General features: G+C 61.1%; 19 protein-coding genes. 7 read left to right on the top strand and 12 right to left on the bottom strand.

All coding sequences use genetic code 11. From position 1 onward, the window contains the following. The first annotated feature begins 260 nt into the window (after positions 1–260). From KKQ10_RS03320 to KKQ10_RS03295, 6 genes are all read left to right on the top strand, one after another. Positions 261–1277, top strand: coding sequence for an AraC family transcriptional regulator (locus KKQ10_RS03320; protein WP_215500174.1), 1017 nt, complete (start codon positions 261–263; stop codon positions 1275–1277). A 294-nt stretch (positions 1278–1571) separates the two neighbouring features. After that, the gene (locus tag KKQ10_RS03315; RefSeq protein ID WP_215500173.1) at positions 1572–3236 is read left to right on the top strand and encodes an AMP-binding protein; all 1665 of its coding nucleotides are present in this window, start codon (positions 1572–1574) and stop codon (positions 3234–3236) included. Positions 3237–3251: 15 nt separating this feature from the next. After that, on the top strand, positions 3252–4013 hold the full coding sequence (locus KKQ10_RS03310; RefSeq protein ID WP_086791161.1) for an SDR family NAD(P)-dependent oxidoreductase: 762 nt from the start codon (positions 3252–3254) through the stop codon (positions 4011–4013). Between the two features lie 12 nt (positions 4014–4025). Beyond that, positions 4026–5219, top strand: a complete 1194-nt coding sequence (locus KKQ10_RS03305; protein ID WP_127647214.1) for an acetyl-CoA C-acyltransferase — start codon at positions 4026–4028, stop codon at positions 5217–5219. Between the two features lie 131 nt (positions 5220–5350). After that, a complete protein-coding gene (locus KKQ10_RS03300; RefSeq protein ID WP_215500172.1) occupies positions 5351–6478 on the top strand; it encodes an acyl-CoA dehydrogenase in 1128 nt (375 codons plus the stop codon). 137 nt (positions 6479–6615) lie between these two features. After that, on the top strand, positions 6616–7389 hold the full coding sequence (locus KKQ10_RS03295) for an enoyl-CoA hydratase (RefSeq protein ID WP_127647218.1): 774 nt from the start codon (positions 6616–6618) through the stop codon (positions 7387–7389). A 131-nt stretch (positions 7390–7520) separates the two neighbouring features. Here KKQ10_RS03295 and KKQ10_RS03290 read toward each other — a convergent pair whose 3' ends face one another. The 11 genes from KKQ10_RS03290 to argH all read right to left on the bottom strand — a co-directional run bounded on the left by KKQ10_RS03290 (position 7521) and on the right by argH (position 19533). Beyond that, a complete protein-coding gene (locus KKQ10_RS03290) occupies positions 7521–8672 on the bottom strand; it encodes an acyl-CoA dehydrogenase family protein (protein WP_215500171.1) in 1152 nt (383 codons plus the stop codon). A gap of 3 nt (positions 8673–8675) precedes the next feature. Next, positions 8676–9782, bottom strand: a complete 1107-nt coding sequence (locus KKQ10_RS03285) for an enoyl-CoA hydratase/isomerase family protein (protein ID WP_127647222.1) — start codon at positions 9780–9782, stop codon at positions 8676–8678. Positions 9783–10036: 254 nt separating this feature from the next. Then, positions 10037–10723 carry an HPP family protein gene (locus KKQ10_RS03280; RefSeq protein ID WP_215500170.1) on the bottom strand — a complete coding sequence of 229 codons (687 nt, stop codon included), beginning with the start codon at positions 10721–10723 and terminating at the stop codon, positions 10037–10039. 153 nt (positions 10724–10876) lie between these two features. Next, positions 10877–12055: an MFS transporter gene (locus KKQ10_RS03275; RefSeq protein ID WP_215500169.1), complete on the bottom strand. Its 1179-nt coding sequence runs from the start codon at positions 12053–12055 to the stop codon at positions 10877–10879. Between the two features lie 161 nt (positions 12056–12216). Next, a complete protein-coding gene (locus tag KKQ10_RS03270; RefSeq protein ID WP_215500168.1) occupies positions 12217–13566 on the bottom strand; it encodes an MmgE/PrpD family protein in 1350 nt (449 codons plus the stop codon). Beyond that, entirely contained in the window at positions 13563–14465 is a 903-nt protein-coding gene (locus tag KKQ10_RS03265; RefSeq protein WP_215500167.1) for a polysaccharide deacetylase family protein, read from the bottom strand. The genes KKQ10_RS03270 and KKQ10_RS03265 overlap by 4 nt, the downstream gene beginning before the upstream one ends. Then, positions 14458–15306: a polysaccharide deacetylase family protein gene (locus KKQ10_RS03260; protein WP_215500166.1), complete on the bottom strand. Its 849-nt coding sequence runs from the start codon at positions 15304–15306 to the stop codon at positions 14458–14460. Before KKQ10_RS03260 ends, KKQ10_RS03265 begins: the two co-directional genes overlap by 8 nt. A 128-nt stretch (positions 15307–15434) precedes the next feature. Continuing rightward, complete coding sequence (locus tag KKQ10_RS03255) at positions 15435–16259, bottom strand: ABC transporter substrate-binding protein (RefSeq protein WP_215500165.1); 825 nt, start codon at positions 16257–16259, stop codon at positions 15435–15437. A 38-nt stretch (positions 16260–16297) separates the two neighbouring features. Next, the gene (locus tag KKQ10_RS03250) at positions 16298–17062 is read right to left on the bottom strand and encodes an amino acid ABC transporter ATP-binding protein (protein ID WP_215500164.1); all 765 of its coding nucleotides are present in this window, start codon (positions 17060–17062) and stop codon (positions 16298–16300) included. A gap of 10 nt (positions 17063–17072) precedes the next feature. Continuing rightward, positions 17073–17951 carry an amino acid ABC transporter permease gene (locus tag KKQ10_RS03245; RefSeq protein WP_123468870.1) on the bottom strand — a complete coding sequence of 293 codons (879 nt, stop codon included), beginning with the start codon at positions 17949–17951 and terminating at the stop codon, positions 17073–17075. Positions 17952–18105: 154 nt separating this feature from the next. Beyond that, positions 18106–19533 (bottom strand): argininosuccinate lyase, encoded by a 1428-nt coding sequence (gene argH / locus KKQ10_RS03240; RefSeq protein WP_215500163.1) that lies wholly within the window; start codon positions 19531–19533, stop codon positions 18106–18108. A gap of 298 nt (positions 19534–19831) precedes the next feature. Between argH and KKQ10_RS03235 the strand changes: the two genes are divergently transcribed. After that, complete coding sequence (locus KKQ10_RS03235; RefSeq protein WP_215500162.1) at positions 19832–20797, top strand: LysR family transcriptional regulator; 966 nt, start codon at positions 19832–19834, stop codon at positions 20795–20797. On the opposite strand, the gene KKQ10_RS03230 is transcribed toward KKQ10_RS03235, so the two are convergent. Continuing rightward, positions 20781–21308 (bottom strand): GNAT family N-acetyltransferase, encoded by a 528-nt coding sequence (locus KKQ10_RS03230; RefSeq protein ID WP_215500161.1) that lies wholly within the window; start codon positions 21306–21308, stop codon positions 20781–20783. The two genes, KKQ10_RS03235 and KKQ10_RS03230, sit on opposite strands and share 17 nt — an antisense overlap. Positions 21309–21388 lie beyond the last annotated feature (80 nt).

The following is a 21388-nucleotide window of genomic DNA, read 5'->3' as shown; positions in this document are numbered from 1 at the left end:
GGTGGCTAAGTTGTAACATAATGACACTCATTCCCAAATGGGTATGGTTGACATTTACCTGAACATTCGCTGAACGACCTGTTTTTCGCCCCCCGCACAAACCCAGGTAGGAGCTGCCGAAGGCTGCGATCTTTTGATCTTGGTTTTTAAGTCAAAGTCAAAAGATCGCAGCCTTCGGCAGCTCCTACAGGCTTGTGGTGAGTCGAGTTGACTGGGGTAAGATGCCTGTCACTCAAAAACCACAAGGTCTGCTTCGCTCCATGTCGGAAAAAGACACCATCGCCGTGCAACTGGTGCGTGAAGCGCTGCTGCAAAGTTGTGCCCCGGGCATGGCCACGGAAGACGTCTTGAACAAGGTCGGGATTGATCCGGCCCGGCTGCAAAGCGCAGAGGGCCGGGTGCCCGCCTCGCAATACGCGAAACTCTGGCGATTGCTGGCCCGACGCGGCGATGACGAGTTCTTCGGCATGGACCCGCGCGCGCTCAAGTCCGGTAGCCTCGAGTTCCTCTGTCGCAGCGCCATGGCGCAACCGACCCTGGCCGCCGGCCTGAACATGGGCCTGAATTTCCTCTCACTGATGCTGGAGAAAATGCCGGCGCAGCTGGTGCATCAGCAAAGTCTGGCGGAAATCGTCCTGCTCGAAGACGACCCCGAACCGCGCCGCGCTTTCACCTATTTCACCTACTGGATGATCGTCCACGGCGTGGCCTGCTGGCTGGCGGGGCGGCGGATTCCGATTCTGGCGATCGAACTGCGTTGCGCCGAGCCGGACTTCTGTGACGACTACCGGGTGATGTTCTCGGAAAACCTGCGTTTCGACCGCCCGCGCACGCGGATGATCTTCGCCGCCGACTGCCTCGATCTGCCGATCAAGCGCACGGCCGAGGAGCTGAAGCGCTTCCTGGCCCACGCGCCGGCAAACATTCTGGTGAAGTACCGCGACCCGGAGAGCCTTGCCAGCCGGATCAAGCACGACCTGCGCCAGTTGCCCGCCGAACGATGGCCGGAAACCGAGGCCCTGGCGCAACAACTGTGCATGTCCGCCTCAACCCTGCGCCGACGCTTGTCGGAAGAAGGGCAGACCTATCAAGGCCTCAAGGACAGCGTGCGCAAGGAACTGGCGATCACCTGGCTGGCGGAGCCGTCGATCAGTTTTGTCGAGATTGCGACGCGGCTGGGGTTTGCCGATGCGAGTTCGTTCTACAAGGCGTTTCGCAAGTGGTCGGGGTCGAATCCGGGGCATTACCGTACGCTGATCCTGAACGTGGCAGTCTGAACCGGCCCTATCGCCAGCAGGCTGGCTCCACATTTGAAATGCGCTTCCCCTGTAGGAGCTGCCGAAGGCTCGGGCCGCGTTCGGACGATCTGTTGACTTTGACTTTAAAAAACAAGATCAAAAGATCGCAGCCTGCGGCAGCTCCTACAGAGGCTTGTTTGAAATTATGCAAACATGGCCAAACCAATCAGCCAGATTGACAGCTTTGACCATTGCCCCAAGCCCCGCGCAGCGCGACTATCCCTCTGTTGTTTACGGTTCCCAGCCTAATAAAAACACCGAGGGATTCTGGCAATGCGCGATTATTTGTCTGCCACCGAACAGTTCAACTATCAGCACACCGTGGACGCTGCGCTCAGCGGCACGCTGGAGGCGCTCAACGCCTGCGTCGAATGCTGCGATCGTCACGCCTTGCCGGGGCGCATTGCGCTGTTCTGGGAGGGGCGCGATGGCGCCAGTGCGACGTACACCTTCAGCGACCTGCAGGACAAAGCTGCGCGTTTTGCCAATTTCCTTCTCGCCCAGGGCGTGCAGAAGGGCGACAAGGTCGCCGGCCTGCTGCCGCGCAACATCGAACTGCTCATCACCGTGTTCGCCACCTGGCGCATCGGCGCGGTGTATCAGCCGCTGTTCACCGCGTTCGGCCCCAAGGCCATCGAACATCGCCTGAACAGTTCCGGTGCCAAAGTGGTGGTCACCGACGCCACCAACCGGCCGAAACTCGCTGAAGTCGCCGATTGCCCGACCGTGGTCACTGTCGGCGGCGCCAAGGGCCAGGGCATCGTGCGGGGCGATTTCAGTTTCTGGGCCGAGCTGGCCAACAATTCCAGCGTCTGCGAGCCGGTCCTGCTGACGGGCGAAGACCCGTTTCTGCTGATGTTCACCTCGGGCACCACCGGCCCGTCGAAAGCGCTGTCGGTGCCGCTCAAGGCCATCGTCGCGTTCCAGAGTTACACCCGTGACGCGGTGGATCTTCGCCCCGAAGACGCGTTCTGGAACGTCGCCGATCCGGGCTGGGCCTACGGCATCTATTTCGGCGTTACCGGGCCGATGGCAATGGGGCATCCGATCACCTTTTACGATGGCCCGTTCACCCTCGAAAGTACCTGCCGGGTCATCAACAAATACGGCATCACCAATCTCACCGGCTCGCCGACCGCGTATCGCCTGTTGATTGCCGGCGGCAACGAGTTCGCCAAATCCATCAAAGGCAAGCTGCGCATCGTCAGCAGCGCCGGCGAACCGCTGAACCCGGAAGTGATCCGCTGGTTCGCTGACAACCTCGGCGTGGTCATCCACGACCATTACGGCCAGACCGAGCTGGGCATGGTCCTGTGCAACCACCATGGTCTGGAACACCCGATCCACCTCGGCGCCGCCGGTTTCGCCTCGCCGGGCCACCGCATCGTGGTGCTCGACGAGCAATACAACGAACTCGGCGTCGGTCAGCCGGGCATTCTCGCCATCGACCGTCCGCAATCGCCGATGTGCTGGTTCGGCGGCTACGAGGGCGTGCCGACCAAGGCCTTCGTCGGTAATTACTACCTGAGCGGCGACACCGTGGAATGGAACCCGGACGGCAGCATCAGCTTCGTCGGCCGCAGCGATGACGTGATCACCACCTCGGGCTATCGCGTCGGTCCGTTCGACGTCGAAAGCGCGCTGATCGAACACCCGGCAGTGGTCGAAGCGGCGGTGGTCGGCAAGCCGGACCCGGAACGCACCGAGCTGGTCAAAGCGTTCGTTGTGCTCAACCCGCAATACCGCGCCGAACCTGCGCTGGCCGAAGAGCTGCGCCAACACGTGCGCAAACGTCTGGCCGCGCATTCGTACCCGCGGGAAATCGAATTTGTCAGCGAATTGCCGAAAACCCCAAGCGGCAAATTGCAGCGCTTTATCTTGCGCAACCAGGAAATCGCCAAGGCTCAAGAGGCCGCGGCGCACAACGTTTCAGCTTGAATCAGGAAGTCAGTCATGCAGATCGAGAACAAGGTTTTTATCGTCACCGGCGGCGCGTCCGGCTTGGGGGCGGCCACCGCTGAATTGCTGGTCAACGCCGGCGCCAAAGTGATGCTGGTGGACATGAACGCCGAAGCCGTTGCCGCGCAGGCCCAGCGCCTCGGCGCGCAAAGCGTGGTCGCCGACATCAGCAATGAAGCCGCCGCCGAGGCCGCCGTACAGGCCACGGTCAAAGCCTTTGGCAGCCTCAACGGTCTGGTCAACTGCGCCGGCATCGTCCGGGGCGAGAAGATCCTCGGCAAGAACGGCCCGCATGCACTGTCCAGTTTTGCCCAGGTGATCAACGTCAACCTGATCGGCAGCTTCAACATGCTGCGTCTGGCCGCTGCGGCCATCGCTGAAAGCGAAGCGAATGCCGACGGTGAGCGCGGGGTGATCATCAACACCGCGTCGGTGGCGGCGTTCGACGGCCAGATCGGTCAGGCAGCGTATTCCGCCTCGAAAGGCGCGATCGCCAGCCTGACCCTGCCGGCCGCCCGTGAGCTGGCGCGCTTCGGCATCCGCGTGATGACCATTGCCCCGGGCATTTTCGAAACCCCGATGATGGCCGGCATGACCCCGGAAGTCCGCGAGTCGCTGGCCGCCGGCGTGCCGTTCCCGCCGCGCCTTGGGAAACCTGCCGAGTACGCCGCGCTGGTTCGGCATATCATCGAAAACAGCATGCTCAACGGTGAGGTGATCCGTCTCGACGGCGCCTTGCGCATGGCCGCCAAGTAAGGAGGATTTGTCATGACTATTTCCAACGATCCGATTGTTATTGTCAGCGCCGTCCGCACCCCGATGGGCGGTTTTCAAGGCGAACTGAAAAGCCTCACCGCGCCGCAACTGGGCGCCGCCGCGATCAAGGCCGCGGTTGAACGCGCCGGGGTCGCCAGCGACGCGGTCGACGAAGTGTTGTTCGGTTGCGTATTGCCCGCCGGCCTCGGCCAGGCGCCTGCGCGGCAAGCGGCGCTGGGTGCCGGGCTGGATAAATCCACGCGCTGCACCACGGTCAACAAGATGTGCGGCTCGGGCATGGAAACCACCATTCTCGCTCACGACATGCTGCTGGCCGGCAGCGCCGACGTGGTGATCGCCGGCGGTATGGAAAGCATGTCCAACTCGCCGTACCTGCTGGACCGTGCCCGCGCCGGTTACCGCATGGGCCATGGCCGGGTGCTCGATTCGATGTTCCTCGACGGCCTCGAAGACGCCTACGACAAGGGTCGCCTGATGGGCACCTTCGCCGAAGACTGCGCCGAAACCAACCACTTCAGCCGCGAAGCGCAGGACGCCTTCGCCATCGCCTCGACCACCCGCGCCCAGCAGGCGATCAAGGACGGCAGCTTCAAGGCCGAGATCGTTCCGCTGACCGTGACGGTCGGCAAGGAGCAGCTGCTGATCAGCAACGACGAGCAGCCGCCGAAAGCCAAACTGGACAAGGTCGCCACCCTGAAACCGGCGTTCCGCGAAGGCGGCACGGTGACGGCGGCGAACTCCAGTTCGATCTCCGACGGCGCGGCGGCGCTGGTGCTGATGCGCCAGTCGCAGGCGCAGAAACTTGGGCTGAAGCCGCTGGCGGTGATTCACGGTCACGCGGCGTTTGCCGACACCCCGGGCCTGTTCCCGGTAGCACCGATTGGTGCGATCAAGAAACTGGTGAAGAAGACTGGCTGGGCGCTGAACGAGGTCGATCTGTTTGAAATCAACGAAGCATTCGCCGTGGTGGCGATGGCCGCGATGACTCACCTGGAAATCCCCCACGACAAACTCAACGTGCATGGCGGCGCCTGCGCGCTGGGCCATCCGATCGGTGCCTCGGGTGCACGGATTCTGGTGACCTTGCTCTCGGCCCTGCGCCAGAAAGGCCTGAAACGCGGGATTGCGGCGATCTGCATCGGCGGTGGTGAAGCCACGGCCATGGCTGTGGAATGCGTTTACTAAACACGCGGACTCTGTAGGAGCTGCCGCAGGCTGCGATCTTTTGACTTTGATTTTAAAAACAAGAGCAAAAGATCGCAGCCTGTGGCAGCTCCTACAAAGGTGAGTGTTGCGATTCAATTTAAGGATTCACCATGATTCCCAACGAAGACCAAACCCAGATCCGCGACATGGCCCGGCAGTTTGCCGAGGAACGGCTGAAGCCGTTCGCCGCCGAGTGGGATCGCGAGCACCGTTTCCCCAAGGAAGCCATCGGCGAGATGGCCGAACTGGGCTTTTTCGGCATGCTCGTGCCGGAGCAGTGGGGCGGTTGTGACACCGGCTATCTGGCCTACGCCATGGCCCTGGAAGAAATCGCTGCCGGCGACGGCGCCTGCTCGACCATCATGAGCGTGCACAACTCGGTGGGCTGCGTGCCGATCCTCAAGTTCGGCAATGACGACCAGCGCGAACGTTTCCTCAAACCTTTGGCCAGCGGCGCCATGCTCGGCGCTTTCGCCTTGACCGAACCGCAAGCCGGTTCCGACGCCAGCAGCCTGAAAACCCGCGCCCGGCTGGACGGCGATCATTACGTGCTCAACGGCTGCAAACAGTTCATCACCTCCGGGCAGAACGCCGGGATCGTGATCGTGTTTGCGGTCACCGACCCGAGCGCCGGCAAACGTGGCATTACAGCGTTCATCGTGCCCACCGACTCGCCGGGCTACACAGTCGCCCGAGTCGAAGACAAGCTCGGCCAGCATGCGTCGGACACCTGCCAGATCCTCTTTGAGGACGTGAAAGTGCCGGTCGCCAACCGCTTGGGTGAGGAGGGCGAAGGCTACAAGATCGCCCTGGCCAACCTTGAAGGCGGACGCGTCGGCATTGCCTCACAATCGGTGGGCATGGCCCGTGCCGCGTTCGAAGCGGCTCGTGATTACGCCCGTGAGCGCGAGACCTTTGGCAAACCGATCATCGAGCACCAGGCCGTGGCCTTCCGCCTCGCCGACATGGCCACGCAAATCGCCGTCGCCCGGCAAATGGTGCATTACGCCGCCGCCCTGCGTGACAGCGGTCAGCCGGCGTTGGTCGAGGCTTCAATGGCGAAACTGTTCGCCTCGGAAATGGCCGAGAAGGTCTGCTCGATGGCATTGCAGACGCTGGGCGGTTACGGTTACCTCAACGACTTCCCGCTGGAACGCATCTACCGCGACGTGCGCGTCTGCCAGATCTATGAAGGCACCAGCGACATTCAGCGCATGGTCATCTCACGAAACCTTTAAACCCAACCCCTGTGTAGGAGCTGCCGAAGGCTGCGATCTTTTGCCTTTGATTTGTAAAGTAAGATCAAAAGATCGTCCGAACGCGGCCCGAGCCTGCGGCAGCTCCTACAGGGGGAGTATGAATTCAGGAGTTTTATATGAGCTACGAAACGATTCTGCTGGAGAACCACGGCCGCGTCGGCCTGATCACCCTGAACCGCCCACAGGCGCTGAACGCCCTGAATGCGCAACTGGTCAGCGAAGTGAACCACGCCCTTGATGGCCTTGAAGCGGATGCGAACATTGGTTGCATCGTCATCACCGGTTCGAAAAAAGCCTTTGCGGCCGGTGCCGACATCAAGGAAATGGCCGAGCTGACCTACCCGCAGATCTACATGGATGATCTGTTCAGCGACAGCGACCGCGTTGCCAACCGGCGCAAGCCGATCATCGCCGCCGTCAACGGCTTCGCCCTCGGCGGCGGCTGTGAACTGGCGCTGATGTGCGACTTCATCCTGGCCGGCGACAATGCCAAATTCGGTCAACCGGAAATCAACCTCGGCGTGCTCCCGGGCATGGGCGGCACCCAGCGCCTGACCCGCGCGGTGGGCAAGGCCAAGGCCATGGAAATGTGCCTGAGCGGGCGTCTGATCGATGCCGTCGAAGCCGAACGTTGCGGCATCGTCGCGCGGATCGTGCCAAGCGATGAGCTGCTGGACGAAGCCCTGAAAGTCGCCACGGTGATCGCCAGCAAATCGCTGCCGATTGCGATGATGATCAAGGAAAGCGTCAACCGCGCCTTCGAGGTCAACCTGACCGAAGGCGTGCGCTTCGAGCGCCGAGTGTTCCATGCCGCGTTTGCCACGCAGGATCAGAAGGAAGGGATGGCGGCGTTTGTGGCCAAGCGGGCACCGGAGTTTCAGGGCAAATAATGCGTTGACCTGACTGACGCCTTCGCGAGCAAGCTCGCGAAGCTTTTGAGGCAAGATCAAAAGATCGCAGCCTTCGGCAGCTCCTACACATTTTCCCTGTAGGAGCTGCCGAAGGCTGCGATCTTTTGCTTTTAGAGCTGGTAGTTCTTCAGCTCACGCGCAATCACCATCCGCTGAATCTCGCTCGAGCCTTCGTAGATCTGGGTAATCCGCGCATCGCGGTAGTACTTCTCCACCGGATAATCCTCCAGATACCCATACCCGCCATGAATCTGAATCGCTGAGGAGCAGACCTTCTCGGCCATTTCCGACGCGAACAGCTTGGCCTGTGAAGCCTCCGACAGACACGGTTTGCCCGCCGTGCGCAGGCGCGCCGCGTGCAGGATCATCAAGCGCGCCGCGTTGATTTGCAGGTGCATGTCGGCCAGCAGGTTGGCGATGCTCTGGTGTTCGTTGATCGGTTTGCCGAACTGGATGCGATCACGGGAATACACCAGCGCCGCTTCAAACGCCGCCCGGGCGATGCCCAAGGCTTGTGCGGCAATGCCGATGCGTCCGCCTTCGAGGTTGGACAGGGCAATCGCCAGGCCCTTGCCGCGCTCACCGAGCAGGTTGGCCTCGGGAATGCTGCAGTTGTTGAGCGTCACCGCACAGGTGTCGGAAGCGCGAATGCCCATCTTGTGTTCGGTACGATCGACGATGAACCCCGGGGTATCAGTCGGCACCAGGAACGCGGAAATGCCTTTCTTGCCCAGATCCGGATCGGTCACCGCGAACACGATGGCCAGTTTCGCCCGTTTGCCGTTGCTGACGAATTGCTTGGCGCCGTTGATCACCCACTGGCCGTCACGCAGTTCGGCACGGGTGCGCAGGTTGTGCGCTTCGGAACCGGCCTGCGGTTCGGTCAGGCAGAAACAGCCAATCACCTGACCGCTGGCGAGGTCGGCCAGCCAAGTCTTTTTCTGCGCTTCGCTGCCGTAATTCATGACCGGCCCACAGCCCACCGAGTTGTGGATGCTCATGAACGCGCCGGTCGCGCCGTCGCCTGCGGAAATCTCTTCCACGGCCAAGGCGTACGCCACGTAATCGACGTAAGTGCCGCCCCATTCCTCGGGCACCACCATGCCGAGCAAACCGAGTTCGCCCATTTTCGCCACCAGCGCGTCGTCGATCCAGCCAGCCTTTTCCCAGGCTTGCGCATGGGGGGCGATTTCGCCACGGGCAAAGTCCCGGGCCATGTCGCGGATCATCACTTGTTCTTCAGTCAGTTCGAGATCGTGCATGGCTCAGCTCCCGCTCTCAGTAAAACCGTGGAAGAAACTCGCGACATGTTCGGCGTCCAGCGCAGCGAGGGTCGGCGGGTTCCAGCGTGGTGTCTTGTCTTTGTCGATCAGCAGGGCGCGCACGCCTTCGATCAGGTCGCCGCGTTCGAACCACTGACGATCCAGATGCAGTTCAAGCGCGAAGCATTGGTCCAGGCTCAAATAGCGGCCACGACGGAGCATTTCCAGGGTCACCGCCATCGCCAGTGGCGATCGGGTCTCCAGCAGATCAGCGGTGGTGGTCGCCCACGCGTGGCTGTCGGCGACGGTGACTGCGCGCAGTTGCTCGACGATGCTTGGCACGTCCGGCAGGGCGAAGAAATGGTCGATGACCGGGCGCAGTTTCTCCAGCGGTGCATCGGCCAGGGTTTGCACGCCGTTTTTGGCGAGCAGGCCCTGCAGGTCCTTGAGCGGCGTGTCGTGCCATTCCAGGTGATCGAGTTGTTCGTCGAGGCTCGCCAGTCTGCCGCTGTCGACATACCAGTCGGCCAGCCCGCAATACAGCGCATCGGCCGCGCGAATCTGCACGCCGCTGACGCCCAGGTAGATCCCCAGTTCACCGGGAATGCGCGACAGGAAATAGCTGCCACCGACATCCGGGAAATAACCGATGGCCACTTCCGGCATCGCCAGGCGGCTCTTCTCGGTGACCACGCGCAGATCCGCACCTTGCACCAGCCCCATGCCGCCGCCGAGGACGAACCCGTCCATCAAGGCCAGTACCGGTTTGCGGTAGTGATGAAGCGTCAGGTCGAGGGCGTATTCCTCGACGAAGAAGTCTTCGTGCAGCGTGTCACCGCTTTTGAAGCTGTCGTACAGGGATCGGATATCGCCGCCGGCGCAGAAGGCCTTTTCCCCGGCACCGCGCAACACCACGGCATGCACGCGGGCGTCAGTGGCCCAGGCGTCGAGTTGCTGCTGCAACTGGCGAACCATGTCGAGGGTAATGGCGTTGAGACCGGCGGGGCGGTTGAGGGTCAGGTGACCGATGTGATTGCGAACCTCGGCCAGCACTTCGTTTTGCGTGGCATCCATGGACGGCGTCCGCGGGGATGAAGCCTGAGCAGTCATCACTAACTCCCTGCTTTTATTGTCTTTATTCGAAAAGCTCGCGCGCGAGCGTTAACGGATCGTAACAGTGCAAATTTGCCGTGTACAACGGGGATATGTGCAGGGGGAGTTTGCGTTTTTGCCTTAAGAAAAAAACGCCACTGGCTTGTGTAGGAGCTGCCGAAGGCTGCGATCTTTTGATCTTGAAAAACACAATCAAAAGATCGTCCGAACGCGGCCCGAGCCTTCGGCAGCGCCTACAGGGAGTGTGGGTGTCAGGAGAAGACTTCGCCGATGCTGCGCCGTTTGGCGTGAAGTTCGCTGGCGTGGATCAGTTGCTCGAGATCTTCGGGCGTGACGTCGATAAACGCTTCCATATCCGCCAATGCCAGTTTCAAGTCAGCGGCGGTGATGGCCTGGCTATCGATCGGCGCCAGTGCCGGTGCTGGCTCGGCCGGACGTTTCGGGTAGCGGATGCGCGTCAGGTTGTTGTAGGTCAGCGCGCTGAGCAGCATGCACGCGGCGGCGAGCATCACCGGTTCCATGGCTTTCCAGTCCATGGCGATAGTCGCCGGATCGGCCAGCACCAGCGTCAGCGCGAGCGCGCCGGCCGGCGGGTGCAGGCAACGTAGCCAGCACATCAGGATCAGCGCCATGCCCGCTGCCAGACACGCACTGCCCAGGGTTCGGCCCAGCACGTGGGCCACCAGCAGCGCGACAACGCTGGCGCACAGGTAGCCGCCGATGATCGACCACGGTTGCGCGAGCGCCCCGGAGGACACGGCGAACAGCAGCACCGCCGAGGCACCCAATGGCCCGATCAGGTGATAGGCGACTTCATGACCGAACACCTGACTGCATGCCCAGACGCTGAACAGCGTGCCCAAAGCCATGCCGATGGCGGCGCGGCTCCATTCGGTGGGGCGGGTGTTGATGGCGGCGGGGAACCAGCGAGCGAGCATGTGAATCGGGTCCTTGCGGTAAATTCGGGGCAAAAAAAAGGACTCGTCCGTTTCGGAAAGTCCTCGAAGTGTTCCAACATTGGGGGAGGAACATGCACAGTGTGCCGTGCAAACTCGATGCTGACAAATTCATATAAATGCTGCTTCAGTGCATTATTTTTGAGCTAAAGCGACACGTCTCCCGCTCATGAAGCACAAGAGTCCACCCATCGCGGTCAACGCGCTCAGCGCATAGAACATCGTTGGCGCCGGAGTGTGCATCAGCAGGAATCCGCAGATCACCGGACTCAATGCACCGCCCAGCGCCGCCAGATTCTGTGCGCCGTAGTAGCTGCCACGCAGTTCTTCCGGAGCCAGGGTGTCGACGAACAGGAACTCCGACGGGTAAATGATCATTTCACCCAGAGTGAAGATGAACATCGCGATGCACCAGGTGAGCAGGCTATTGGCCAGACTGAAACCGATCAACCCAAGAATGAACAGGCTGGTGCCGGCCGCGATCCAGTAGCGCAACTTTTCGCGACTGAGGAAGCGACCGATCTGGTATTGCAGCAGGATCACCGTAATCGCATTGCAGGCGAGCAGGGCGGCCATGGTTTGCAGGGCGCTTTTCGAATCCTCGACCACCAGCAGGTATTGCGACAGGTACAGGGTGAAGCGCCCGTGCACCACGGTGCTGAGCAGGCAACCACAGGTGAACATGATCAGCGTGCGGTCGTTTTTCAGGGTGCTCAGGGTTTTCAGAAAGCTTTGCGGTTGGCCGATGGCGGTAACCGGGCTGGAATCCCTGGGAATCCCGCTCATCAGGAACACACTGGCGAAGGCAATCGCGGCGGCGATCAGAAACGGCGCAACAGGGTAGACCCCGGCAATCACGACGCCAAGCATCGGCCCGGTGGCGTAACCGATGTTGGTCAGCGTGTAGCGCAGGGAGAATGCCTTGGCCCGTTGGCTCATGGGCAGGTTTTCACTGAGGATTGCCTTGGAGCCGATCAGGAACAACGCCGAGGCGGTTTCGGTGATGATCAGGGTGACGGTGGTCAGATAAAGGTTTTGGGCGAACGTCAGCAGGACAAAGCCCACGGCGCTGGAAAGCATGGCGAGAATCAGCAACCGGCGCTTTTCCAGGCGGTCGATGATGTAGCCGCCATACAGCGCGAGCAGGGTCGCGATGAACACCGCGATCCCCAGGAGCAGACCGACGTCCTGCTGATTGAGCCCGAGCTTGTTGCTCAGGAATAGAGTGAGCAGTGGACTGGTGATGGCGCGGCTGACCACGATGGTTAGCGAGACGATCATCAGGCGGCGGATAACGAGCGAGTAGGTGACCACGGTGGGGCGAATGTCCTTATTTCAGTTGTTTTTCTGATCGGCTGGGCACCGAGTCGGCTGCATCGCGAGCAGGCTCACTCCTACAGGATCCGCATCTAACGACCAGATCCTTTGCAGGAGTGAGCCTGCTCGCGATGAGCCCTGTCCCGGCGACACACTCATCACATCAGCCACCGATCCAGATCGCCCACAGATTCGAGGCTCTCCAGTCGCCGCACAGAGTCCAGCAACCCGTCAGCCTGCCCGCGCGGTAACACCCGCAACGCCAGGCTGAATAACTTCTCCTCCAGTGCCGCATCACTCAGCGGATTGCCCGGCGCGCCCAGCGGCACCTCGACACACAGGCTTGCCATGCGTCCATCGACGGTGCGCAGCGTCACCCACGGCTCGCCATCCTCGGACAGTTGCGGATCGACTTCAAGGTGAATGCGCGCCAGCCATTGAACAATACGCGGATCATGCCGTAGCCCTTCGTCGTAGGCCTCCAGCCGACAGTGGCCATGCACCAGACGCGACGCAAGTGCATACGGCAGGCTCATTTGCGCGGCAGCCAGACTGCCGACATCGCGCGCGCCACACATGTCTTGCAGAAACGGGCACAAACGCACCTGTACATCCTCGACCTGATCAGCGCCGACCTGCAGTTGCGCCAGCAACAACCCAAGCGCGTCGATTGCCGAATGCGTTCCGCGACAGGCCGCGTAGGGTTTGATTGAGCAACGGGCGAGCTTCCACACCGTGCCCAGATCAACGTCCAGCGCTTCGGCGCATGCGTTATCACCCGCGAAGGTCTTGAGAAAGCCGCCCCAGACTTCATCGAACAGTAGCGTGGGGCCGCTGATACCTTCGCTGGCAAACCTCGCCGCCAGCAATCCGCCTTCGGCGGCGCGACCGCTGTGCAGTTTTTTGCTCTGTGAACCGTCGTGAATGAACGCCCACAGACCGCCACTGAAGCTACCGGCGATGCCCAGCGCGGCCACCGTCTGCTGCGCATCCAGGCGCAGAATCCGAGAGCACGCCGCCGCCGCACCGAACACTCCGCAGGTGGCGGTAGAATGCCAACCTGCGCCGTTATGCGCCGAATAGCTGCCACAGGCTTCCAGTACACGCCGGCCGATTTCATAGCCGATCACCACGGCCGTGATCAACTCGCGACCACTGATGGTTCTGTCGCTCAACGAAAGCGCAGCCATGATTGCCGGCAACACCACCGCACCGGAGTGATCGCAACCACCGGTGTCGTCCAGTTCCAGAGCATGGGCGGCGATGCCATTGAGCAGCGCTGCCTGACCCGCACCGACCCGAAACGAAGTGCCCCAGACGGGCACCGGCCCGGACTCGCTTGCCAGCACTCGCCGCGATTGAAACGCCACGGCGCTGTCCGCCCCGGCCAGCGCTGCGCCAAAGGTGTCGAGGATGTGCCGCTTGGCTTGCTCGACGAGTGCCGGTGGCAAATCGTCGAAGTGGGTCTCGACGCAAAACTGCGCCAGACGCTGCATGCGCTGGGTCATACGAGGTAGTCCCGATAGTGCCGCTCATAGACCGATGCCGGATGATCGGCGCTCACCTGTTGCGCCGATTGCGCCCACCACTGCGCGATCTCGGCGCCGCTGGCGATCCACACGTCGTCGTGCTTTTGAATGCCTTGCAGCAATTCTCGGAGCACGCCGATCCGTCCTGGCGTGGCGATGATTTCCGGGTGCAGGCGCAGTACATAGCACAGGCCGAACCGGTGGAACCCGGCGAAGTCCAGCTGCAGGTTGTCCAGCGTGTGGCTGTAGGAGGCGATACGCGATTGCGCCGGCGGCACCGCCGGGCTCAGGTTGAAGGCGAAGTACGGCTCGTCTTCCAGTTCGTAATGCAGTGGCAGTTCGATGACATCGGGGGCCGTTGGATGAGCAAACGGCAAGTCGTCGCCACGCCACGATGAGCACCAACGTATGCCGTGATCCTTGAGCGCTGCGATAAACCCTGGCGCGCCGTTGCCGGCGGGAATGCGGAAGCCGTTCGGCCGTTCGCCGGTCAATGCGTGGAGCGCGGCACAACCCTTGGCGACCTCGGCACTTTGCGTCGCCAGGTCGAGACGGTCGTAGTCCAGATGGCGATAGCCGGCGCAGGCAATCTCATGGCCGCCAGCCTTGATCGCCGCAATGTGCTGCGGGTTTTCCTCGGCGACGATACCGGGGACGAACCAACTGCTGGTCACCCCGAGTTCCTCGAACAACCCGAGCAGACGATCGACCCCACGTTGCGTGCCATAGCGCCACACCGACAGGGTCTTGTCGCGTCCGGCCACTTCCGGGGCCTGAGTCAAAATACCGTGGATGTCGTTGTAATCGACGGTCAGGACCACGGCGCAGCGCTTGCCTTCGGGCCAGACCTGGTTGGGCAAAACAGCGAAATCAGCCATGGTGATGCTCCTTCAGCCACCAGCGGGCGACGTCGCGGCAAGTGGCGAACCACACGTCATCGCGTTGGCGCATGTGTTCGAAAAGTTGCTCCAGCAACAGGATGCGTCCCGGTTTGCCGGTGATTTTCGGGTGAAACAGGGTTGTCAGGCACAGGCCTTCATCCATGGCGCCGTCGTACTCCCGCTTCCAGTTATCGAGGGTCAGTGCGTAGCTGGCGGTGCGATCCAGCCCCGACGGGAAATTCGGCGCGCGGGTGTAGGCGAGGGAGGCGTAATCGTCCATCTCCCAACGACCGGGGATTTCCACCAGCGGTGTGCTGTGACCGGGGACGTTGACCAGATACGGACGATCATCGCCGCGCATGCTGCTGGAATAGATGACGCCGGCGTCAGCGAGCATCGCCGGGGTTTGCGCGCGCCAGTCGCCGGACGGTGTGCGAAAGCCTTCGGCGCGGATGTGCAGGTGTTGCCAGAACACGTCCCTTGATTTCGCCATCACGGCTTGCTGTTGTTCCAGCGTCAGGGTGTAGAAGGATTCGTGTTTGTAGCCGTGATAGGCCACTTCATGGCCGCGTTCGACGATGGCCTGGCACTGCTTTGGCCAGTTCTCCACGACCCAGGCCGGGACGAAGAACGTGGTCGGAATATTAAAGGCGTCGAGCAGATCGAGCAGCCGGGGCAGGGCGCGGTAAGGGCCATAACCACCGAAACCGAAGTATTCGGGCTTGTGCCAGATCGAGCCGTTGAGCATCGCATCGCCGGTCGGGCCGTCGAGGTCGAAGGCCAGGGCGAGGCAGGCTTTGTGCGGCTCGGGCCAGGCCGGTTGAGGCAAGGAGGACATCACAGCGCTCCGTTATTCATGGGTAAACGCCAAATCCTGTAGGAGCTGCCGCAGGCTGCGATCTTTAAGACCAAGATCAAAAGATCGCAGCCTGCGGCAGCTCCTACAGGGGGGGCAGCGGCGAAGTGTTACTGACCGGCGTTGATCGTCACTTCCTTGATCGCGCCCAGCTCCAGGTCCCACTTCTTCAGGATTGCGTTGTAGCTGCCGTCATCGACCATGCTCTGCAAGGCGACTTTCACCGCTGCGCTCAGCTCGGGTTTTTTCTTGCTCACGCCAAGGCCGGTGAACTGCACCGAGATCGGCTGGCCGACGGTCTTGTACATGTCCTTTTCCTGGGTCTTGAGGTACGACAGCGTTTCGCTGCCCTGCATCGCCGCGTCAATCCGGCTCTGGCGCAGTTGTGCTCGGGCGTCGGCCGAGCCTTCGGTGCCGATCACGTTGATCGCCGGTTTGCCGGCGGCCTCACAGTTGGCCTTGCTCCACGCGGCGATTTCCGCCGGGAATGTGGTGCGACGGCTGGTGCCGACTTTCTTGCCGCACAGATCAATGATCTCGTTGGTCGCGGTGTTCTTCTGCAAGGTGTAGAACTGTGGGCCGCTGGTGAAGTAGTCGACGAAAGTCACACTGGCCTGGCGCTCGGCAGTGTCGGTCATGCCCGACAACACCATGTCGACGCGCTCAGTGGTCAGTGCATTGATCATTTGTTCGAAGCCGGTTTCCTGCCATTTGATCTTCACCCCCAGACGTTCGGCCAGAGCGTTGCCCAGGTCGTAGTCCAGACCGGTCAGGGTGTTGGTGGCCGGGTCCTTGAAGTCCATCGGTGGATAGTTCGGCATGATTGCCACGACAATCTCGCCTTTTTCCTTGATGCCGGCCGGCAGGTCGGCGGCCACGGCGAAACCGCAAGACATGACAGAAGCGAGTACAGCGGGGATTACGAAATTCTTCATGGTCGTTCTCTTATGAGTGTTGTGGCACCAATCGGTGCTTAGGTTCGAACGGCAGAAATGAAGCTTTGGGTGCGCGGGTTTTGCGGACTTATTAGTATTTCTTCGGGGCTTCCAGCCTCCACGATCTGCCCGCCGTCCATGAACACCATGCGATTGGAAACCTCGCGGGCGAAGCCCAGTTCATGGGTGACGACGATCATGGTCATGCCGGTCTGCGCCAGATCGCGCATGACCGACAGCACCTCACCGACCAGTTCCGGGTCGAGTGCCGAAGTGGGTTCATCGAACAGCATCAGTTTCGGACGCATGGCCAGCGCCCTGGCGATGGCGACTCGTTGTTGCTGACCGCCCGAAAGTTCGATCGGGTAGCTGTTGCGTTTGTCGGCCAGGCCGACGCGGGCCAGCAGCTCCAGGGCTTCTTCGTGGGCTTCCTTGGGCGAGCGCTTGAGCACCTGGCACGGGCCTTCGATGATGTTTTGCAGCACAGTCATGTGCGGAAACAGGTTGAAGCGCTGGAACACCATGCCGGTCGCCAGGCGCTGGCGGGCGATCTGCGATTCATTGAGTTCGTGCAGCTTGTTGCCTACGACCCGATAGCCGACCAGTTCGCCGTCGACCCACAAGCCGCCCTTGTCGATCTTTTCCAACTGGTTGATGCAACGCAGCAGGGTGCTCTTGCCCGAGCCGGACGGGCCGATGATGCACAGCACTTCGCCTTGCTCGACTTCGATGTTGATGTCCTTGAGCGCGTGGTACTGGTCGTAATACTTGTTCAGGCTGACGGCCTTGACGATGCTTCTCATGTTCGATTCCTCAAGAACGCTTGCCGGCGCCGCGAGCGAAGCGACGCTCCAGACGGCTTTGACCAAAGGACAGCACGGTGACAGTGGCCAGGTACCAGATGCCGGCGACGATCAGCAGCTCCATCACTCGGGCGTTGGCGTAGTAAATGTTCTGGGCGTTGTAGAGCAGTTCCGAGTACTGGATCACGCTCGCCAGTGAGGTCATCTTGACCATGCCGATGAATTCGTTGCCGACCGGCGGAATAATGATGCGCATGGCCTGCGGCAGGATGATCCGGCGCAGCGCCTGCAGACGCGGCATGCCGATCGACTTGGCCGCTTCGTACTGCCCGGTGTCCACCGACAGCAGGCCGGCGCGCACCACTTCAGCGGTGTAGGCGCCCTGGTTGATGCTCAAGCCGAGCAGCGCTGCCACGAACGGGGTCATCAGGCTCACGGTGTCGAGTTCGAACAGCCCGGGGATGCCGATGGTGGGGAAAATCAGCGCCAGGTTGAACCACAGCAGCAGTTGCAGGATCAGCGGCGTACCGCGAAACAGCCAGGTGTAGGTCAGCGCCACGTAGCGCAGGATCGGGTTGGCCGACATGCGCATGATCGCCGTGATCACCCCGAACACAATGCCCAGCGCCATCGCCAGGACGGCCATGATGATGGTGTTGAACAGGCCCCACATGATCGCCTGGGAGGTCAGGAACTGGCCGATGTACGACCATTCGATCTTGCCTTCGGCGAAGGCGCGCACCAGGCCGATGATCGCGATGACGATCAGCGTGGCGAAGAAAATCCGCCCGTAATAGCGCCGTGGCACATGCTGGTACTGGGTGATATCGAACTGGTTCTCCGCCAGTTTGCGCTCCGCCTGGAGTCGTTCTGCCTGAGTCTGGCTCATGGTGTTTCTCCGTACACTTGTGTTTCAAATCCAACACCGGCCCCTTGTAGGAGTGAGCCTGCTCGCGATAGCGGTGGGTCAGCCAACATCAATGTTGCATGGGCAGGTGCCATCGCGAGCAAGCTCACTCCTACAGGGTTTTGTGTTTTGGGCTTCAGAGGCGGAAGCCCTGATAGTTTTCCGTCCACTGCTGTTGCGCGGCGAGGGCGGTTTTCAAGCGGCCGATCTGCTCGCGCACCTGTTGCGGCGCGGTACCGCCCCAGCCGCTGCGCGCCGCAATGGCCGCTTCCAGCGTCAGGCTGTCGCGTACATCAGCGGTCAGGCGCGGATCGATCTCGGCCAGCAGCGCCGGCGAGGCTTCCCATAATTCGATGCCATGTTTCTCGCAGGCCTGCACCAGCGCACCGGTGATTTCGTGCGCTTCCTTGAAAGGCACGCCGCGCATCGCCAGCCAGTCGGCGACTTCGGTGGCGAGTGTGAAACCGAGGGGCGCCTGACGCCGTAGTTCTGCCACGTTGACGGTCATGGTCGCGACCATCCCGGCCATCGCCGGGAGTACCAGCAGCAAGGTGTCGACACTGTCGAGCACGCCGTTCTTGTCTTCGCTCAGATCGCGGTTGTACGACAGCGGCAGGGATTTGAGCGTCGAGAGCAAACCGGTGAGATTGCCGATCAGCCGCCCGGCCTTGCCCCGCGCCAGTTCGGCGATGTCCGGGTTTTTCTTCTGCGGCATGATCGAACTGCCGGTGGCGTAGGCATCGTCCAGATCAACCCAGCGGAACTGGCGCGACGACCAGAGGCAAAACTCTTCGGCCAGACGTGAAATGTTGATCCCCAGCATGCTGGCGATGAACAGGAATTCGGCGACGTGATCGCGGCTGGCGACGGCGTCGATGGAGTTCTCGCAGACGCCGGCATAGCCCATTTCCTTTGCCGATTGCTGCGGCTGGCGAGCGATGGCGGAACCGGCCATGGCGGCAGCACCGAGTGGCGACAACGAGGTGCGGGCGTCCCAGTCCACCAAACGTTGCACATCACGCAGCATCGATTGCGCGTGGGCCAGCAAGTGGTGGGCGAAGACGATCGGCTGCGCCTGCTGCAAGTGCGTGAAACCGGGACAGATGCTTTCGACATGCTGTTCGGCCTGGTCGACCAGCGCCTGTTGCAGAGCGAGGACTTCCACGGCCAGGGTGCGCACATGATCACGCAGGAACAGACGCAGATCGTTGGCGGTCTGGTCGTTGCGCGAACGTCCGGCACGCAGCTTGCCGCCCAAGGCGCCGAGGCGCTCGGTCAGCAGGCGTTCGATGAAGGTGTGAACGTCTTCGTCGTCCAGCGTCGGGGCGATGCTGCCAGCGCGGAAGTCTGCACCGATGGCGTCCAGCGCCGCGAGCATGGTCCGGGTTTCCTGCTCGGTGAGCAGACCGGCACGCTGCAGTTCACCGGCATGCGCCTTGGAGCCGGCCAAGTCGTACGGGGTGAGGCGGAAATAGCGCTCAGGGCAACGGGACAACGCCGCCAGGGCAGCGGACGGGCCGCTTTTGAATCGGGCGCCCCAGAGACGGTCGGTGGTTTGAGACATGGGTTGTTTTCCTCGTCGGTAACGCGAACTGAAATCGGTGTGCATGACCTGCAAGTTCCGGCTGAACAATCAGCGGACGGATTCAGGCCAAAGCAGTTTTCAAGAGGGCAGTTGCAATGTCGCGAGAGCTGATCGAAGTGTCAGCTTTTAATGTTTGGCGATCAGTGAGTTGGCACTGATGTTCGGGATTTTCTGGCAGTTGCCAAGCCGTGTTTTCTGTGATCATTATTATTAGTCGGCGATGTTTTTGTTGTTGGACACAGATTGTTGAACATTGCGCCAGAGGTAAATCAGCATTATGGAAACCCCACTTTCCAATTCCGGAAACCCACCGCCGAAACCCGCACATCGCGCGCCGCTGGCGCTGAGTGGCCTGGACTTCAAACTGCTCAAGGTGTTCAAGGCGGTGGTTGAGGCGGGAGGCTTCAGCGCGGCGCAGAACGAGCTGAACGTGGGCCTTGCGGCCATCAGCAAACAGATCTCCGACCTGGAAATTCGTATCGGCATGCGCTTGTGTACCCGTGGGCGCGAGGGCTTTCACCTGACCGAAGAAGGGCGCCTGGTGTATCAGGCGTCAATTGATCTATTTGCCTCTGTCGACAACTTTCGCGACCGGCTTAGTTCTGCGCAAAACGAACTTATTGGGGATCTGGGTGTGGGCGTTATCGACAATACGATCAGCGATCCCAATTCGCCGTTAATTGCAGCGCTGAAGAAAATCAATGAAGAGTCACCAAAAGTAAGATTTCAACTTCAGGCGTCGCAGCTGGATGAGGTTGAAAGAGGTGTCGTAGAAGGTCGCTTAGTTGCCGGAATTGTTCCGGTTTATCAACGTCGCGAAGAGTTTGATTATTACCCGCTGTATGAGGAACGCTCGCAAGTGTACTGCGCGCTCGGCCATCCGCTGTTCGACATGCCCGAGACGCAAATGAGCGGCAATGTGCTGCAGGATTACGAGTGCATCAACCACCGCTATGCGATCCACCGCGATAAGCTCAACTATGCGCGCTATGACAGTTTTTCCGCCTCGGCTACCCAGGTCGAGGCCGTGGCATTGCTGATCAAGACCGGGCGTTTCGTGGGTTTTCTGCCCGAGCATTACGCTGCAACACTGGTCGCGGCCGGGCAGTTTCGTGCGGTGCTGCCGCAGCGGATTCACATCGTGACGCCGTTCAATCTGATCCTGCGTCACAACACGGTGCGCAGTCCGCTGGTCAAGGCGTTTGCCCAAGCCTTGGGGGTTGATCTCAAGGCTGCGGTTTGAGTTCAAGATGCATGGCGCAGCGCCGTTCAATGGGCAAGCCGTGGGCTGCTTCGCTGTTTAACGCATCGAGTAGATGCGCCGGTGTTTCTTGCGCGGTTAACAGGCTAAAGCCGATCCGTTGATAAAACGGTGCGTTCCACGGCAGATCGGAAAATGTTGTCAGCGTGACGGCGCGAAGTTGCCGCTCAGCGGCGTACTCAATGGCCATCAACAGCAACTTGCGACCCATTCCCTGACCCTGAAAGTGTTGGCTGACGGACAGTTCCTCAACGTGCAGTTGATTGTCGACTTCCACCGCCCGCAGAAAACCGCCAAGTTGCTGATCAGTGTGTTCGGTCACCCACACCAAAGCGCTGCGGACTGCCTGCAAGTGCTGTTCAGCGTCGGGCACGGGGGCATCGGCAAGCCAGGCGAGGGCAGGGTCTACGCGAAACAGTTCGGCGGCCGACCGTTCGATGGCGGGGAGGGCGGCGGCATCACTGTGGCGCGCCCGGCGTACAACAAAACTCATGGTCACTAAATCCCTGTAGGCATTGCCGCAGGCTGCGATCGTTTGATCTTGAAAAAGACCAGAAGATCGCAGCCTTCGCC

Source organism: Pseudomonas sp. MG-9 (genome assembly GCF_018729515.1).
Classification (GTDB): Bacteria; Pseudomonadota; Gammaproteobacteria; order Pseudomonadales; family Pseudomonadaceae; genus Aquipseudomonas; species Aquipseudomonas serboccidentalis.
Note: the sequence above shows the minus strand (reverse complement) of the source record. Positions and strands in the feature narration are given on the sequence as shown.

Excerpts from the sequence above, each read along its gene's own strand:
- KKQ10_RS03245 (WP_123468870.1), bottom strand. The coding sequence starts at position 17,951 with ATGAGCCAGACTCAGGCAGAACGACTCCAGGCGGAGCGCAAACTGGCG.
- KKQ10_RS03290 (WP_215500171.1), bottom strand. The coding sequence starts at position 8,672 with ATGCACGATCTCGAACTGACTGAAGAACAAGTGATGATCCGCGACATG.
- KKQ10_RS03315 (WP_215500173.1), top strand. The coding sequence starts at position 1,572 with ATGCGCGATTATTTGTCTGCCACCGAACAGTTCAACTATCAGCACACC.
- argH (WP_215500163.1), bottom strand. The coding sequence starts at position 19,533 with ATGTCTCAAACCACCGACCGTCTCTGGGGCGCCCGATTCAAAAGCGGC.
- KKQ10_RS03285 (WP_127647222.1), bottom strand. The coding sequence starts at position 9,782 with ATGACTGCTCAGGCTTCATCCCCGCGGACGCCGTCCATGGATGCCACG.
- KKQ10_RS03320 (WP_215500174.1), top strand. The coding sequence starts at position 261 with ATGTCGGAAAAAGACACCATCGCCGTGCAACTGGTGCGTGAAGCGCTG.
- KKQ10_RS03270 (WP_215500168.1), bottom strand. The coding sequence starts at position 13,566 with ATGACCCAGCGCATGCAGCGTCTGGCGCAGTTTTGCGTCGAGACCCAC.
- KKQ10_RS03280 (WP_215500170.1), bottom strand. The coding sequence starts at position 10,723 with ATGCTCGCTCGCTGGTTCCCCGCCGCCATCAACACCCGCCCCACCGAA.
- KKQ10_RS03305 (WP_127647214.1), top strand. The coding sequence starts at position 4,026 with ATGACTATTTCCAACGATCCGATTGTTATTGTCAGCGCCGTCCGCACC.
- KKQ10_RS03265 (WP_215500167.1), bottom strand. The coding sequence starts at position 14,465 with ATGGCTGATTTCGCTGTTTTGCCCAACCAGGTCTGGCCCGAAGGCAAG.
- KKQ10_RS03300 (WP_215500172.1), top strand. The coding sequence starts at position 5,351 with ATGATTCCCAACGAAGACCAAACCCAGATCCGCGACATGGCCCGGCAG.
- KKQ10_RS03255 (WP_215500165.1), bottom strand. The coding sequence starts at position 16,259 with ATGAAGAATTTCGTAATCCCCGCTGTACTCGCTTCTGTCATGTCTTGC.
- KKQ10_RS03230 (WP_215500161.1), bottom strand. The coding sequence starts at position 21,308 with ATGAGTTTTGTTGTACGCCGGGCGCGCCACAGTGATGCCGCCGCCCTC.
- KKQ10_RS03250 (WP_215500164.1), bottom strand. The coding sequence starts at position 17,062 with ATGAGAAGCATCGTCAAGGCCGTCAGCCTGAACAAGTATTACGACCAG.
- KKQ10_RS03295 (WP_127647218.1), top strand. The coding sequence starts at position 6,616 with ATGAGCTACGAAACGATTCTGCTGGAGAACCACGGCCGCGTCGGCCTG.
- KKQ10_RS03310 (WP_086791161.1), top strand. The coding sequence starts at position 3,252 with ATGCAGATCGAGAACAAGGTTTTTATCGTCACCGGCGGCGCGTCCGGC.
- KKQ10_RS03235 (WP_215500162.1), top strand. The coding sequence starts at position 19,832 with ATGGAAACCCCACTTTCCAATTCCGGAAACCCACCGCCGAAACCCGCA.
- KKQ10_RS03260 (WP_215500166.1), bottom strand. The coding sequence starts at position 15,306 with ATGTCCTCCTTGCCTCAACCGGCCTGGCCCGAGCCGCACAAAGCCTGC.